Raw genomic sequence first — 14,648 nt, 5'->3', positions numbered from 1 at the left:
CTGCGATCGCAGCTATACTAGCATACTTCCAATAATAACTTTAATTCGCAATTTTTGGGCACCATCAAAACTAACATTTGCTTGCTTTTGTTGAATTTCAGCATGTCCTATAATCCGAATTAATTCGTCTGAAAGTTTCTCAAACTCAACCGATATCTTAGTTTCTTCCTTAAAAAAAACTAAGAGTTGTTCCTGGTCAGGTTTTGTGGCGTTAGCTGAGAATTTATTTTGTTCAATCTGCCGCCAAAAATTTTTGACTTTTTGACTATATATTTGCGTATTTTTTTGATGCCTATTTAATAAATTCAACAGGTCTGTATTATTTATTGTCGAATCATGAGGATGGCTATTTATAAATATTTGTAGTTCAGATAAGCGCTGATTAACTTGACTCATCTCGTCTAGAAATCTGTTTTTTTCAAATTCTAACCAAATAGAATTTTCTAATTTTGAATTAGTTTATCCTGATGCTTAATCATGCGCGATCGCATATCTGTTATAAAGCTAGATGGCAACTGGTTACTAGCAAAAAATATATCACCAGGAAGTAATGGATCTTTAAAAATTATAGAGAAATCTTTCTCAAGTAAGCCCTCAGATTCCAGAAGGAGAGAATTGAGCCTCCAATAAATTCAGTTAGGAGTTAACAAACTCTTAACTCCTAACTCCTGTACAGACGCGATTAATCACGTCTCTCTTAACTCCTAACTTTTTACAACTTCAAATTCCAAGCAGCAAAAGCTAAAGCACCCCAACCAGCAATCAAAACTGTGCCGCCTAGTGGCGTAATCGCTCCAAAGGATTTAATACCGGTTAAGCTAAGGGCGTACAAGCTTCCTGAGAAAATAGCAATACCAATGATAAACAGCCATCCACTGGCTACGAGAGTGGGTTGAGGAAATTCGGTGCGACTAATTAGTAGTGCTACGAGAAAAAGTGCTAGAGCATGATACATTTGGTAACGAGCCCCAGTTTCAAAAATTTCTAGCGACCGCTTACTAATTTGTTCCCGCAAGGCATGGGTGGCAAAGGCACCAACAGCAACTGACAAACCGCCCAAAATGGCAGCTACGCTTAAAAAAATCTGCGTCATTAGACCTAGCTGTAAGTTTAAGATTGTCATTGGTCATTAGTGAATGACAAATAACAATTAGACATCAAAATGATATGATACAGCCCCTTCTTCGTTCACCTTAAAGTTTGCATTGAATTCTTTAGCTTTGTCATCTAAATATTGTCTGGCGTTGGCTGCGGGTAGTTGTGACTGCATTGCAAAGCTTAAAACAGTTACGCGCCCCTGATTCTCTTGTAGCATCTCATAAAAAATTGATTGCAGGCGATCCCTAACTTGTTGATTAAGTGCTTTTTTATCTTGTCGGCTTTGACGGTACAATCCCAATGCTAACCATGTACCCAGTGTTAGGGTAGGAACGCCAAAAATTAGACCACCAACAGCACTATTATCATTTTCATAAGTAGCATTTGGTGCGGTAAAAGTATCCGCATCTTGTACTGGTATGTATACCTCACGTACAGCAAATTTTTCCCATGTCGCTGTTGCTGATAGCGTTAAAAACATGAATCCGAGTGTCAGTAGCCAACCGGCAGCCAATTTTTCAGCAGTTTTCATAGTTCCACTTTAGATTTACACTTTGCTAGCGATTTTAACCTGACTTTCGCAAAGGTTCTAGTATATCAATCTACTCCTGATGATAGTTTTGTAAGCGCTTCAGCCTTAAGATTGTCAAATCGCAGCAAAGGTATATAGCTTTTCCTAATCAAATGAGTTACATCATAGCCCCCTATCGAAGAGCGGGGAGGGGGTTGGGGGTGGGGTTCTTGTACCTCACGCAGCTGAGAAACGCTATAGTATTCATCTTGCTGCGATTTTAACTTCATTTACGTGTAGCTTCCAGTAGGCGGGAAAAATAGAAACGAGTCTTCGTCATCGCTTTTCGTTGCAATGAAAAGCCATTACTTTCTAAAATTTTCACTACATCAGCCTCACGATGCAAATATGCACGAGTGGCTTTACTTGGGCCAGGAAAGAAACTGCCAATTTTCTTGAGTATACTTAGGGCGCAGGTCTTCGGCGCAAAACTGAGAATTATCCGCGACTGTGCCAAAGAACAGAGGTGAGAAATCATCTCATCGGCTTTTTCTTGGGGGTAGTGGATGAGAACATCCAAGCAAATAACCGTATGGTAACTACCACTCAACGATTCCAAATCCTGCACCGCAAAAGTGGGATTTTCGGCATTTGGCAAGGTTTGCTTGGCTCTATCCTTCCCTTCTTCCACCATTTTTTCAGAAATATCGGTGGCATAAACTTTGGCGCCATCTACCGCTAGGGGGATGCTGAGACTACCGACACCACACCCAGCATCACAGATTGATAGCTCTGGTAAATTGTTATCAGCCTTCAGCCAGCCGAGAACTGTATCCACGGTTTGCTGGTGTCCATTGCGGATGTCTAGTTGGATTTTGTTGACTTCGCCATCGCCGTAGATTCGCTTCCAACGGTCAAACCCTGTGGAATTGAAATACTCACGAACAATTGTTTTATCGTCAGCTACGTTCATAAACTTTGATTTTTAGGGGTTCCCAATGCTTCAAATTATCATTGATAGGAACCCAGAGGAGCGCTCTTTCAGATTTTTCTAGATATAGTTTGCGGCTATGGGCTTGGAGCAAGTTTTTCTTTAGCATCAGACACCGTATTTTCAGTTTCCCGCCGCATTGGTCAATTGCGATCGCTGTTAGGTCAGGTGATGAGTGTATCATTGATGGGAATCGACAAGAGCGATCGCGTGGTTTTATACTATAGGACTCATATTTGATTTTTGAAATACACGTAGGGGAGCCAGTGCATTGCGGTGAGGGGGTCGCAGTCTTCTCTACGAGAGGCTGCGCCAAGGCGCTTGGCGTCGATTGCGATAGCGTAGCGTTAGCGACGTTAGGAGCGTCACCCCCGAACCCGAAGGGAGGTTCCCGACGCTCGATAACTCGCTAACGCTGCGCTATCCGTTGTAGGAACTGGCGTTGCGTTAGCCTTTGGCGTAACGCACCAATTCGGATTTTAGATGCCGTACTCTCGGCGATAACACACCCTACATATACTTAGATTTTTTCAAAAATTAAATACTAGTCATATATGTGCATAACGATTGGTTCAGAATACAAGTCTGTTGGTTCAGAATACAAGTCTGTTGGTTCAGAATACAAGTCTGTTGGTTCAGAACACAAGTCTGTTGGTTCAGAACACAAGTCTGTTGGTTCAGAATACAAGTCCGTTGGTTCAGAACACAAGTCTGTTGGTTCAGAACACAAGTCCGTTGGTTCAGAATACAAGTCCGTTGGTTCAGAACACAAGTCTGTTGGTTCAGAACACAAGTCCGTAGCGATGTCTACGACGGGCTACGCCTACGCATTCTTAAAGCCACCATCACCCGGTTAAAATCCAATACGCTTGGGTTAGCGCAAAAAACCTTAAGCTACGTAGGTTGAGTTGAGAACGAAACCCAACCTACAGGGCAGGTTTGTTGGTAACGCATTGCCTCAACCCAACCTACAATTTTCTGCGATCGCTGTTGGGTCAGGTGATGAGTGTATCATGCCCAAAACCCACGGCGAGAAACTACAGGGATTTTTGGTTGAGAAACAAGTAAGATTGTAAAGAAGTAGAAAATGCGTGACTCAGGCAGGAATTTATCAATAACCTGAGAATTAAGATATTAACTAAAATCGCCACGTTCTAACAGACTATGAACAGCCAACCAAAACCCAATTTGAGTGAGTTAGAACAATTTCACAGTCAGGATATTGAAACAATTACGCTTTTGTTGGCGAAGATTTCCAAGCGTAGTCCATTGGAAATTAAACCACACCTGGATATCATGCTTGAGCAGCTAGTACAACCAGCCCAGGAACGTCCTTTCTATGAAACCGCCACCCCTACTGAGTGGGTAGCAGCATTTCGGGATTGGGTGGAAAGCCACCGAGGGCTTAATCTACCTACACTGTCCGATGAAGCTATGAGCCGCGAAAGTATTTATGGAGAGCGGGGTTAAGTGTCGTATTTGGTAGATACTAATGTCCTTTTGAGGAGTGTAGACCTTAGCCATCCCATGAACCCGGATGCTGCCAATGCTATTAGTAATATAAATTTTTATTAGTAATATCTCAGTTATGGTAATGGTAAATAAACTATGCGGTCTTGATATTCACTATCTTCTGAAGCTAAAGCAACCAACATTAATTCTTCTATATTGTCACCAATGCTTAAATTCGGATTGAGAATAAAAATTCCTGGTATGTGACGATTAACAGCAATATGATCAGCTAAATGTACTGGCATGGAAGTACGGTTGTTTGTCACTAATATAAAATTATTTTCCTCGCACCAACATAGAATTTCTGGATCAAGTGTTGCTTTCGGCGGTGTTTTTAGTTCTCCTACGACCTGGATAACAATCTCAGGTTCTCTTAGTTTAATTTGATTTGGATATAAAGGATTGACATTTTCATCAATTAGATATTTCAGCGTCATGTATTTGTTTTTTTGCTTGTCTTACAGTTCGCATATGGCGGAGTTTTTCTGATACTGGTGGGGGATTAAGTCGTTGTTGTTCTCTCATTTTATGACCATGTTCTAGCCAGTTTTTCATGTAAGCACTGACAATTTCTTGGTTTTGCAAATAGTAAAGAATGGTTGCATATACTTGCTCTAAGGAAATTGATTGATATGTTTGGGCAATTTCGTCTGGAGAACGTCCACAATCAATGTATTCATAAAGAATTGTTTCAATTCCTATTCTTGAGTTTTTCAATCTAATATCTCCAGGATCGAGAAAGTTGAAATACTCTGCAATATCTTTAGATACAGGTTGACCTATCTCTAGAGTTTTACTGTTCATAAATTTGAAACTATGATTATCAAAGAGTTGGAAATTAACAGGTTAGATTAATTATAAGTTAACGGATTTTGTTTACCGCTGAAACCAAGCACGAATCCAACGCCACAACCGAGGCAACCACGCCCAAAACCCACGGCGAGAAACTACTGGCGGTTTTGGTTGCGAAAGACGCTCAATTGCATTGTTGCAAAGTTGCACATTATCATCAAGTCCCATTGTCTGAAATAGTTCACGGGCATTGCGATAAGCACCAAGTGCGTCTGATTCTCGGTCAACTTTTTCTAAAGCCAAACCTAAGTTATGCCAGGCGATCGCTTCCCCTCGAATATCGCCTATCTCCCTCTTGATTTCCAAAGACTGCTGGAAGAACTCAATCGCCCATTGGTACTGTTCCAGGGAGTTGTAAGCATTGCCCAAATTGCACAAAGAAGCACTTTCGACTAACCGATCGCCTATCTCTCTAACTATTTCCAAAGACTGCTGGAAGAACTCAATCGCCCGTTGATACTCTGCCAGAAAGTTGTAAGCATTGTCTAAACCCATTAAAGATGAGGCTTCTGAGTTGCGATCGCCTATCTCTCTAACTATTTCCAAAGACTGCTGACAGAACTTAATCGCCCGTTGGTACTTTGCCAGTGAGTTGTAAGCAGCACCCAAATTAGCTAAGGATTTGCCTTCAGTATTGCGATCGCCTATCTCTCTAGCTATTTCTAAACAATGCTCGAAGAACTCAATCGCCCATTGGTATTGCCCCAGGTAGTTGTAAGTATTACCCAAATTCATTAAGGATAAGCCTTCTGAGTTGCGATCGCCTATCTCCCTAGATATTTCTAAACACTGCTGGTAGCAACCAATTGCCTGTTGATGTTGACCCAGGTAGTTGTAAGCATTACCTAAATTAGCTAAAGATTTGCCTTCAGTATTGCGATCGCTTATCTTTCTAGCTATTTCTAAAGACCGTTGGTAGCATTCTATCGCCTGTTGGTATTGCCCTTGGAGTAAGTAAGCACTACCCAAATTCATAAAAGATAAGCTTTCTAAATTGCGATCACCTATCTCTCTAGCTATTTCTAAAGACTAATGCTCGCATTCTATGGCCTGTTTGTACTTTCCCTGGTAATTGTACGTATTACCTATTCGGCTGCTTTTTTCGCGTCTGCGTTAGCCTCTACTTTGGGATCTAACTTTCCCCAAATCGCCTTGGCTTTATTCCAGACATCCTCACCTACTTTGTGTGATGCCCCTTCTACGGCTTTATTACCCACATTCAACAGATATGGCAGACAGGGAGCGAGAAATTTAACGATTAGAGCTATATCCATTGGTTTATGATGTCTATCTCAGAAATGTACATTTTTACTGAGTATCTTAACGCTTTTTCCCCTATCACCTTGATTCTTTTACTTTGACGCGAAATTTAGCCCAATAATCTCAATGCTTGTAAGTAGGTAGGCGTAATTAAATATTTATATCAAACCTCACCCTCAATCCCTCTCCTTACTAAGGAGAGGGAAGCTGGAGGCAGGGTGAGGTTTTATATTTAATTTGACCCACTTACTTAACAACTCTTCTATGAATGTTTTTATCTCAGACAACAGGGAGAAATAACAAGACGCCTCCAGGGAAGTTTCATTTTTCTCCGAAGATCGCAAAAATTATTCATGCAGCAAGAAAAATTTACTCATGATATTGTTAAATTTTGTAAAGTTGATGTCTTCAAAAGTATAAACCTGATATGTAGATAGCTAAACTAACAAATAGTGCATCTGTACTCTTAATTATTAAAAGTAGATGTGGCGCTATAGTCTTAATGATCCCAGTACAACTTGTTCTGAAAAACTTTCTTAGTTACCGTGATGCAACTTTAGATTTTCGCGGTTTGCATACGGCTTGTATTTGTGGTTCCAATGGTGCGGGGAAATCTTCTCTTCTGGAAGCAATCACTTGGGCGATTTGGGGTGAAAGCCGCGCCACTGCTGAAGATGATGTCATCTATTCTGGTGCCAAAGAAGTTCGGGTTGATTTTACTTTCCAAAGTAACCAGCAAAAATATCGGGTGATTCGTACCCGAATTCGGGCAGGTACTAGCGTCCTGGAATTTCAAATAGAAATACCATCTGGGTTTCGCTCACTCACTGGCAAAGGGGTAAGAGCAACACAAGATTTGATTTTAGAACACATCAAGCTCGATTATGATACATTTATTAATTCTGCTTACTTACGTCAAGGTCGTGCCGATGAATTCATGCTCAAGCGCCCCGCCGAACGCAAAGAAATTTTAGCGGAGTTGTTGAAACTCAATCAGTACGATGATTTGGAAGAACGAGCAAAGGAATCTTCTCGTCAGTTCAAAGCACAAGCAGTAGAGCTAGAGCATTCTTTGGAGTCGATCAAAATTCAGCTGCAACAGCGCCAGACAACCGAAGCGCAAAGAATGGAGTTAGAAGCCGAACTCAACCAACTGCAACAAGTGCAAGCTTTTGATAATATTCAATTACAAAGTTTGCAAGTTGTCCAGCATCAGCGCCAAAATTGGGAACAACAACTCAGCTTTGTGAAGCAGCAATACCAAAATCTTACCCAAGATTGCGATCGCCTCCAACAAGAACAATCAGCTATTGGCTCTCAGCGATCAGATTTAGAAAAAATATTACACCAAGAAGCTGAGATTAAAGCTGGATACGCCCAATATCAAAGTCTACAATCTCAAGAAGAAGCCTTTGCTGTCAAATTTGAAGAATACACCCGCGCTGGGCAGACTCGCCAACAAAAGCAACAACAGCTTACCAAACAAATTCACGAAATCGAACGGCAACTGCAACAAGCCCAAGCCCAAATTGAAGCTTTGCAGCAACAAGAGCGAGATATTCAGCAAACTCTCACCAAATCCGGTGAAGTAGAAGCGGCTTTGTCACAACTGGGCGCAGCCCGTCACCATGTTGCTCGCCTAGATCAATTGCAAATGCAAGTTACTCCCTTGTTGCAACAACGAGCAACTTTACAAAGCCAACTCGATCGCACTCATGCTGGTTTAGTAGCGCGACTCGAACAACTTCAAAGTACTGAGAACCAATTGCAACGCCAGCACCAACGACAACCGCAACTACAACAAGCGGTGATGGATGTGGGAATCCAGATTGAGGAACTGGAGAAAAAGCGGGTTTATCTGCAACGAGTGCAAGAAAAAGGGCAAGAAAGGCGGCACTTTATCGAACGTCTGCAAGCTCATCAACGGGACTATGAAAAACTGCTGGCTGAATTAGAGCAAAAATTGCAAATGCTCCAAAATCCTGAAGCACTTTGTCCATTATGTGAACGTCCCTTGGATGAACATCACTGGAGTCGGGTGGTAGAAAAAACCCAGGCGGAGTTAGAAGATACTCAAGGGCAGTTTTGGGTAGTCCGGGAACAAATGGCTGTGTCAGACAGAGAAATTCAGGTACTTAGGCAGGAATATCGGGAAATTTCCCAACAGTTGGCGAGTTATGATGGTTTACGTGAACAACGGGGACAGTTGGCAGCACAGTTAGAAGCTACAACTGATGTCCAACAACAGTTACAACAAATTGCTGCCGAAAAACAACATTTAGAGCGATCGCTCCAAGCTGGTGATTACGCTCCCGATAAACAAGCCGAACTCCGGCAGCTAGACCAATATTTGCAACAAGCTAATTATAATGAACAAGATCACGCCCTCGCCCGGAGTGAAGTTGAGCGGTGGCGCTGGGCAGAAATTAAACAAGGACAAATTAAAGATGCGACTAAGCGACAAGCGCAACTATTAGCCCGAAAACCAGAACTTCAAGCCGCTATTGTCCAATTACAAACCAGAATCCAGCAGGATCAGACTGATTCTGAATGTGCTAAACAAATCGCGGCTCTTGAACGTCACATTGCCGAAATTGGCTACAGTTCCGAGCAGCACAACAATCTGCGGATAGCTGTAAAGAAAGCTCAATCTTGGCATTTGCGGTATCAACAACTACTATCAGCCCAGCAGCAGTATCCGCAACTCCAGACGAGATTGCAAGAGTTAGAGGAATCCAGAAACGCCAGAGTAACGGAGCGGCAAAAACTCGGCGGACAAATTGAAAGCATTATCCAGCAATTACAAGCTACATCTAACCCATCTGCCCAAATTCATGCTTTAGAGCAGCAGTTAGGAATACGTAGACGGCAACTTGATGAGCAGATAGCTAAGTTGGGGCGTTTAGAACAGCTGGCGCATCAACTGGAAACACTGCAAATTCAATATGAACAACAGCAACAGCAACTACAATCTTGCAAGCAGGAATATCGTGTTTATCAGGAATTAACGCAAGCTTTTGGTAAAAATGGTATCCAAGCACTGATGATTGAAAATGTGTTACCGCAACTGGAAGCCGAGACAAATCAACTACTTTCGCGCCTGAGTGGGAATCAGTTTCATGTACAATTTATTACTCAAAAAGCTGGACGTAGTGCGAAATCAGCCAAGAAAAATGCCAAGCTGATAGACACCTTAGATATTTTAATTGCCGATTCTAGAGGAACGCGATCTTATGAAACTTACTCAGGTGGGGAAGCTTTTAGAATTAACTTTGCCATCCGTTTAGCCCTGGCGAAATTATTAGCACAACGGGCGGGGGCGGCGTTGCAATTATTGATTGTGGATGAAGGTTTTGGTACACAGGATGCTGAAGGATGCGATCGCTTGATTGCCGCGATTAATGCGATTTCTTCTGATTTTGCCTGCATCCTCACTGTAACCCACATGCCCCACCTCAAAGAAGCTTTCCAAGCCAGGATTGAAGTCAATAAAACTCAGGAAGGTTCGCAGTTGAGTTTGTCAATTTAATTGTATTTTACCCGTGCATCAAGACCTAATGAGCGGAGCTTTTTTGATAGCGTTTCGGCTTGGGTGCGATCGCTAAATGCCCCAGCATTCACATAATCCCCTAGACCGGATTGCTGCGTGACAGCATTAGGTATATATTGTTGCACTTTACTCAGAGTATCATGACTCGAAATTGGCACTATTACTCTGTAAGGATTATTAGCAACTAATGTGTTGCCATTAGTAACAGGTATTACATAGTCATTAGTAGGAGGTAATACATCCCGACTAGTCTGAGGTAATAGATAACCATTATTCTCAGTAGAATTGGTTACCGTGACGCTATTCAACCCTAATGCTTGCCAAGTTTGCCAATCTACATTTCCAGTAGAATTAAGTCGAGAAGATTGCTGGAATCCAATCACAGATTGTCTGGTATAATCGTTGAAAAAGCCATCAGGATTGGTATTAGAGAAACCCAACTGCGATAAACGCTCTTGAACTAATCTGACATTTTCTCCGCGATCGCCTACAGTCAGATAATTTCTGCCTGGTTGTTGAGTAGTATATCCAACTGTGGAGGCACTACGCACTGACTGCAAAACTTGGGCATTGGCGATGCCATCAACAGGTAAGCGATAATTTCGCTGGAATGCAATTACAGCTTCCCTAGTCATTGAGCCAATATTCCCAGTGGGATTAGTCTTAAAATAACCTAGCTGCCGCAAACGCACTTGTAGTTCTCTCACTTGTTGAGTAGACAGACTTGTTCTGCCTGGAGTCGGCGAGTAACCCAGTAGTTTGTTCCAAGTTTGTCGATTCACAATCCCGTTAACAGATATGCGATAATTTCGCTGGAACGTAATTACAGCATCTCTAGTCATTGGGCCAAAATTCCCAGTGGGATTAGTCTTAAAGTAACCTAGCTGCCGTAGACGCTGTTGCAACTTTGTCACGGCTGCACCAGTTTTACCTTGAGAGAGAACAGGATATTGACTAACTGGCGATGCCTGGGTTGGGCTGCCCCTACGTAATGTCCCAGTGGTATTTCTACTAAAACTTCTACCTTGACAGGCTCGTTGCAAGGCTCGTTGAGTACTAATACTCACAACTCCATCAGCAGGTATTCTATTAGCTTGCTGGAATTTGGTAACAGCATTTTGAGTCAAGCTAGCAAACTTGCCACTCACCGGGCCGTTAAAGTAGCCTAATTTTTTTAAACACCTTTGGCTACTGCTAACTTCAGCCCCACTACTTCCTATTTTCTGAAGTCCTAAAGCCTGCCCAGTTATACTTAGAAGCCCCATAGTCAGTGCCACACACAAAAGACGTATCGCCGCACCACTAGATAAGTTTTTCCTATTCAAAAATTTGAAATTACTGAAGCTACGAACAACCTTGACGCTTTTGGATGCCTCTGAGACTGAGGCTAGCTCAGTTAAATAGCTATCTACCCCTGTTTTCACTTGCTTTTTTCAAGTTATGAGTATACAAAATTATACCGTTTGCTCTGTGTTGTGTTGATTTTTTGTATGATTCTTTATAAGAAATTTTCTCAGATGATATGAAACACAAGCTTCTGTAGAGGGAATAATAACCAATGTAAAGCTTTGGCTGACCGCAGGGTATTGCCCCTAAGAAGAAAATAAGGGTTTCGGCTATTGTTTGCGTAAGTCATAACGATAAATCACCGGAACTTTAGGGTTAGTAAGAGGGGCGATCGCATGGGAATACTTTATATATAGTAATTGCAACAAATAGGACTTTTATAGTATGAGCTACTGTACGAATATTGATTGCCTGCGTCCGCAAAATTCTGACATCTCTCGTTTTTGTAATAGCTGTGGTCAGGAATTGTTACTCAAACAGCGATATCGCCCACTCGCTCTCATTGGACGTGGTGGCTTTGGGAGAACGTTTTTAGCTATTGATGAACATCTTCCAAATCAACCCAAATGTGCGATCAAACAGCTATGTTTCCAAGAGGAAAATACTGAAATTTGGCACAAAGCAGTCAAACTATTTCATCAAGAAGCCCTTCGTCTCAATGAGCTAGAACATTCTCAAATACCCAAATTACTAGCGCACTTTGAACAAAATCAAAAGTTTTATATCGTCGAGGAATTAGTAAATGGACAAACACTCGCCCAGGAATTAAAACAACAAGGCGTTTTGAAAGAACCGCAAATTTGGGAGATATTAAAAAGTTTATTGGTCACACTGCAATTTATCCATTCTCGACAAGTAATCCACCGAGATATTAAACCGGAAAATATTATGCGCCGTTCGGTTCGAGGAGACTTGGTTTTAATAGATTTTGGAATTGCTAAATTAGCCACTAATACGGGGCGACTTCATACAGGTACAATAGTAGGTAGTCCAGAATATATTGCTCCCGAACAATTGCGAGGAAAGGCATTAGCAGCCAGCGATCTTTACAGCTTGGGTGTAACATGTATTTACTTACTCACCGATGTTTCTCCCTTTGATTTGTTCGATATTGCTAACGATCGCTGGGTATGGCAGGAATATTTACCAGCAGACAATACTGTTAGCATTCGCCTGTGTGAAATCTTAGATAAACTTTTAAAAAATGCCGTTTCGCAACGCTTCCAATCTGCAACAGAAGCGTTGCAGCTACTGGAACAACAACCAAAGAAATTGCTAAATATTTCTAATTATCAGACATTAAGTACTATTGATTACACGCATTTGCGTGATTTATTAGCAAAAGGAAAATGGCAATTAGCAGATCAAGAAACTTGGGATCTGATGTGTCAGGGACTAGCAAAGCCTAAAGGTAGTTATATATTTAGTAGTAATATTGATAAATTTACCTGTGAAGATTTACAGACTATTAACAATTTATGGGTGAATTACAGTCATGGACGCTTTGGTTTTAGCGTGCAAACAGTTATTTACAAAAACGTGAATGGAGACTATGGAATTTTTTGTAATCAAGTTGGTTGGCATGTATACAATTATAGTTCTGCCAACTCGGAATTCAATTTTAGCCTCAAAGCACCAATCGGTCATTTACCCTCACGCATTTGCATTGGTGGTTCTCAACCGTGGCGATACCCCAATGCTTTAGCTGTAAAACTAGCAGCCTGTGGTATTAGTTAGTTTTGTTGAACAAGATTCTGTCCCGCATTCCTCGTCCATGTAATCATGGGCTATCTTTAGGGACAGGCAGGATAAGCGTAATAATTATTCAGGTTCATTCTGATTCTGGATGTATTGCTTTAGTATTTCAAGCGGCGCTCCCCCAGCAGAGATAACGCAGTATGCACCTGTCCAAAAGACGGGTTTCCAATAAAATTTGTTGACGTGTTCAGCAAACTCCTTCCTAATCATCCGACTGGAAATAGTTTTTAAGGTATTGACTAATTTTGATGGGGCAATATCGGGCGAGAAATCTATGAGTAAATGGACATGATCTGATTAAGAGTTAAATTCTATTAATTCACTTTTTTGATTTTGGCATAGATGAGAAAATATATCTTTCAACCGATGAAGCATATCTGCTGTTATTACTTTTCGCCTGTATTTTGTTACAAACACTATATGCAAATTTATTTTATAAACGCAGTGCCTATGAGAATGAAGAATAGTTTACACAGATGTACACCATAGTCTAAATTATTCTTATGAGTATAACCCGCCGCATTACATTTCGTCTTTATCCGTCTCCATCTCAAGCTAAAACCTTGGGTTACTGGAGACGTTTGCATAAGGATTTATATAATGCGGCGATTGCTAATAGAAAGAATCAGTACAAACATTTTAAAAAGTCAGTTGATTATTATGAACAGCAAAACTGCTTACCAGAATTTAAGGAGGTATGGTACGAATATAAGCAGCTAGGAAGTCATGCTCTGCAAGCTACGTTAAAGCGGGTAGACATGGCATTTCAACGCTTTTTCAAGGGCTTAGGAGGATACCCAAAGTTTAAATCAATTAGGCATTATTCTGGATGGACTTATCCATGTATTGCAGGTTGGAAAGCTTTAACTAACGGCAATAATGGGCATTTAGAATTGTCTAATTTAGGCAAGATTCAAATGCGTGGTAGTGCAAGAACTTGGGGAAAACCTACAACTTGTACCGTAGTAAATCGCCAAGGGATTTGGTATGCTTCGATCACGGTACAGTGTAATCCAGTCCGGGAAACAGGTACAGAAGCGGTTGGGTTAGACTTTGGCTGTCTTACTGTTGTTGCTATGTCAAACGGAAATATTGTTGAGAACCCTCGTTACTTATCCGTTACACAAGCCAAGATTAAGCTTGTATCCAAGTCTAAACGACGCAAAACTAAACCTGATTTTAAGCAGAATATTATTGCATCTAGGCGATGGAAAAAGGCTACTCAAAAGGTAAGAAAACTACAGCGCAAGGTGTCTAATCAGCGTTCTAATTGGGTTCATCAAGTAGCAGCAGAGATAGTAAGCTGTAATAGCCTTGTTGCTACAGAAAAACTCAACATAAAAGCCATGACCCGACATTCTTTGAAGGGTAGCAAAAGAAAGTCTCAAAAAACAGGACTTAACCGCTCCATATTAGATGTGGGGATGGCAATGTTGAAACAGTCTATTGAGTACAAGTTGAGCGAGGGAGGCGGGATTTTTGTAGAAGTACCTACACAGAAGCTTAAACCTTCTCAAACCTGTCCTAAATGTGGAAGTCAAAAAAAGAAAGAATTGTCTGAGCGAATCCATAATTGCCCGTGTGGATTTACTTGTGACCGCGACGTAGCTGCGGCAATGGTGATGCTTGATTGGGCAACGGGGGCGGGAACCGTCCTCGACAAACGTGGATCGGATAGCTCTACTTCTACCCATTGCGGTGGGTTTAAGCAACTAGCTGAAATGAAGCGTCAGAAACCTCCTCCATCTTCTTAAGATGGGCGGGGTAGT

At 41.5% G+C, this 14,648-nt stretch carries 16 protein-coding genes and 1 pseudogene; 6 read left to right on the top strand and 11 right to left on the bottom strand.

The features are described 5' to 3' along the window. Window positions 1-12 precede the first annotated feature (12 nt). The 5 genes from V7K15_RS03505 to V7K15_RS03485 form a co-directional block, all read right to left on the bottom strand. Window positions 13-396, bottom strand: a complete 384-nt coding sequence (locus V7K15_RS03505) for a hypothetical protein (protein ID WP_334903053.1) — start codon at window positions 394-396, stop codon at window positions 13-15. A gap of 316 nt (window positions 397-712) precedes the next feature. Further along, window positions 713-1,093 carry a DUF423 domain-containing protein gene (locus V7K15_RS03500; protein WP_334903214.1) on the bottom strand — a complete coding sequence of 127 codons (381 nt, stop codon included), beginning with the start codon at window positions 1,091-1,093 and terminating at the stop codon, window positions 713-715. Window positions 1,094-1,150: 57 nt separating this feature from the next. Then, entirely contained in the window at window positions 1,151-1,630 is a 480-nt protein-coding gene (locus V7K15_RS03495) for a hypothetical protein (RefSeq protein ID WP_334903051.1), read from the bottom strand. A gap of 265 nt (window positions 1,631-1,895) precedes the next feature. Next, window positions 1,896-2,582, bottom strand: coding sequence for a magnesium protoporphyrin IX methyltransferase (gene bchM, locus V7K15_RS03490; protein ID WP_334826742.1), 687 nt, complete (start codon window positions 2,580-2,582; stop codon window positions 1,896-1,898). Then, window positions 2,569-2,784: a hypothetical protein gene (locus V7K15_RS03485; RefSeq protein WP_334903049.1), complete on the bottom strand. Its 216-nt coding sequence runs from the start codon at window positions 2,782-2,784 to the stop codon at window positions 2,569-2,571. Before V7K15_RS03485 ends, bchM begins: the two co-directional genes overlap by 14 nt. Before the next feature lie 370 nt (window positions 2,785-3,154). Here V7K15_RS03485 and V7K15_RS03480 point away from each other — a divergent pair, with 370 nt between their 5' ends. The 3 genes from V7K15_RS03480 (at window position 3,155) to V7K15_RS03470 (ending at window position 4,070) form a co-directional block, all read left to right on the top strand. Continuing rightward, window positions 3,155-3,457 carry a hypothetical protein gene (locus tag V7K15_RS03480; RefSeq protein ID WP_334903047.1) on the top strand — a complete coding sequence of 101 codons (303 nt, stop codon included), beginning with the start codon at window positions 3,155-3,157 and terminating at the stop codon, window positions 3,455-3,457. A 51-nt stretch (window positions 3,458-3,508) separates the two neighbouring features. Beyond that, window positions 3,509-3,676, top strand: a complete 168-nt coding sequence (locus V7K15_RS03475; RefSeq protein WP_334903045.1) for a hypothetical protein — start codon at window positions 3,509-3,511, stop codon at window positions 3,674-3,676. 88 nt (window positions 3,677-3,764) lie between these two features. Beyond that, window positions 3,765-4,070 carry a hypothetical protein gene (locus V7K15_RS03470; protein WP_334903044.1) on the top strand — a complete coding sequence of 102 codons (306 nt, stop codon included), beginning with the start codon at window positions 3,765-3,767 and terminating at the stop codon, window positions 4,068-4,070. A gap of 116 nt (window positions 4,071-4,186) precedes the next feature. On the opposite strand, the gene V7K15_RS03465 is transcribed toward V7K15_RS03470, so the two are convergent. The 4 genes from V7K15_RS03465 to V7K15_RS03450 all read right to left on the bottom strand — a co-directional run bounded on the left by V7K15_RS03465 (window position 4,187) and on the right by V7K15_RS03450 (window position 6,238). After that, window positions 4,187-4,549, bottom strand: coding sequence for a DUF5615 family PIN-like protein (locus tag V7K15_RS03465; protein WP_334903042.1), 363 nt, complete (start codon window positions 4,547-4,549; stop codon window positions 4,187-4,189). Continuing rightward, entirely contained in the window at window positions 4,527-4,916 is a 390-nt protein-coding gene (locus tag V7K15_RS03460) for a DUF433 domain-containing protein (RefSeq protein WP_334903040.1), read from the bottom strand. The genes V7K15_RS03465 and V7K15_RS03460 overlap by 23 nt, the downstream gene beginning before the upstream one ends. A gap of 72 nt (window positions 4,917-4,988) precedes the next feature. Next, window positions 4,989-5,984, bottom strand: coding sequence for a tetratricopeptide repeat protein (locus V7K15_RS03455; protein WP_334903212.1), 996 nt, complete (start codon window positions 5,982-5,984; stop codon window positions 4,989-4,991). 65 nt (window positions 5,985-6,049) lie between these two features. After that, window positions 6,050-6,238 (bottom strand): hypothetical protein, encoded by a 189-nt coding sequence (locus V7K15_RS03450; protein WP_334903038.1) that lies wholly within the window; start codon window positions 6,236-6,238, stop codon window positions 6,050-6,052. Window positions 6,239-6,726: 488 nt separating this feature from the next. On the opposite strand from V7K15_RS03450, the gene V7K15_RS03445 reads away from it, so the two are divergent. After that, the gene (locus tag V7K15_RS03445; protein ID WP_334903036.1) at window positions 6,727-9,753 is read left to right on the top strand and encodes an SMC family ATPase; all 3,027 of its coding nucleotides are present in this window, start codon (window positions 6,727-6,729) and stop codon (window positions 9,751-9,753) included. On the opposite strand, the gene V7K15_RS03440 is transcribed toward V7K15_RS03445, so the two are convergent. Continuing rightward, a complete protein-coding gene (locus V7K15_RS03440; RefSeq protein WP_334903035.1) occupies window positions 9,750-11,198 on the bottom strand; it encodes a peptidoglycan-binding domain-containing protein in 1,449 nt (482 codons plus the stop codon). The two genes, V7K15_RS03445 and V7K15_RS03440, sit on opposite strands and share 4 nt — an antisense overlap. 307 nt (window positions 11,199-11,505) lie before the next feature. Here V7K15_RS03440 and V7K15_RS03435 point away from each other — a divergent pair, with 307 nt between their 5' ends. After that, window positions 11,506-12,858 (top strand): serine/threonine-protein kinase, encoded by a 1,353-nt coding sequence (locus V7K15_RS03435; RefSeq protein WP_334903033.1) that lies wholly within the window; start codon window positions 11,506-11,508, stop codon window positions 12,856-12,858. Between the two features lie 84 nt (window positions 12,859-12,942). Here V7K15_RS03435 and tnpA read toward each other — a convergent pair. Then, window positions 12,943-13,344, bottom strand: a pseudogene (gene tnpA / locus V7K15_RS03430) (IS200/IS605 family transposase). A 38-nt stretch (window positions 13,345-13,382) separates the two neighbouring features. Between tnpA and V7K15_RS03425 the strand changes: the two are divergent. Next, on the top strand, window positions 13,383-14,633 hold the full coding sequence (locus tag V7K15_RS03425; protein WP_334903031.1) for an RNA-guided endonuclease InsQ/TnpB family protein: 1,251 nt from the start codon (window positions 13,383-13,385) through the stop codon (window positions 14,631-14,633). The last annotated feature ends 15 nt before the right edge of the window (window positions 14,634-14,648 follow it).

Origin of the sequence: Nostoc sp., assembly GCF_036919815.1 — a bacterium.
GTDB lineage: Bacteria > Cyanobacteriota > Cyanobacteriia > Cyanobacteriales > Nostocaceae > Nostoc.
This window is presented reverse-complemented; position numbering and strand designations above follow the sequence as displayed.

Coding starts and splice junctions, on each gene's coding strand:
- V7K15_RS03450 (WP_334903038.1), bottom strand. CDS start 6,238: ATGGATATAGCTCTAATCGTTAAATTTCTCGCTCCCTGTCTGCCATAT.
- V7K15_RS03505 (WP_334903053.1), bottom strand. CDS start 396: ATGAGTCAAGTTAATCAGCGCTTATCTGAACTACAAATATTTATAAAT.
- V7K15_RS03435 (WP_334903033.1), top strand. CDS start 11,506: ATGAGCTACTGTACGAATATTGATTGCCTGCGTCCGCAAAATTCTGAC.
- V7K15_RS03495 (WP_334903051.1), bottom strand. CDS start 1,630: ATGAAAACTGCTGAAAAATTGGCTGCCGGTTGGCTACTGACACTCGGA.
- V7K15_RS03425 (WP_334903031.1), top strand. CDS start 13,383: ATGAGTATAACCCGCCGCATTACATTTCGTCTTTATCCGTCTCCATCT.
- V7K15_RS03465 (WP_334903042.1), bottom strand. CDS start 4,549: ATGACGCTGAAATATCTAATTGATGAAAATGTCAATCCTTTATATCCA.
- V7K15_RS03480 (WP_334903047.1), top strand. CDS start 3,155: ATGTGCATAACGATTGGTTCAGAATACAAGTCTGTTGGTTCAGAATAC.
- V7K15_RS03485 (WP_334903049.1), bottom strand. CDS start 2,784: ATGATACACTCATCACCTGACCTAACAGCGATCGCAATTGACCAATGC.
- V7K15_RS03460 (WP_334903040.1), bottom strand. CDS start 4,916: ATGAACAGTAAAACTCTAGAGATAGGTCAACCTGTATCTAAAGATATT.
- V7K15_RS03500 (WP_334903214.1), bottom strand. CDS start 1,093: ATGACGCAGATTTTTTTAAGCGTAGCTGCCATTTTGGGCGGTTTGTCA.
- V7K15_RS03470 (WP_334903044.1), top strand. CDS start 3,765: ATGAACAGCCAACCAAAACCCAATTTGAGTGAGTTAGAACAATTTCAC.
- bchM (WP_334826742.1), bottom strand. CDS start 2,582: ATGAACGTAGCTGACGATAAAACAATTGTTCGTGAGTATTTCAATTCC.
- V7K15_RS03445 (WP_334903036.1), top strand. CDS start 6,727: ATGATCCCAGTACAACTTGTTCTGAAAAACTTTCTTAGTTACCGTGAT.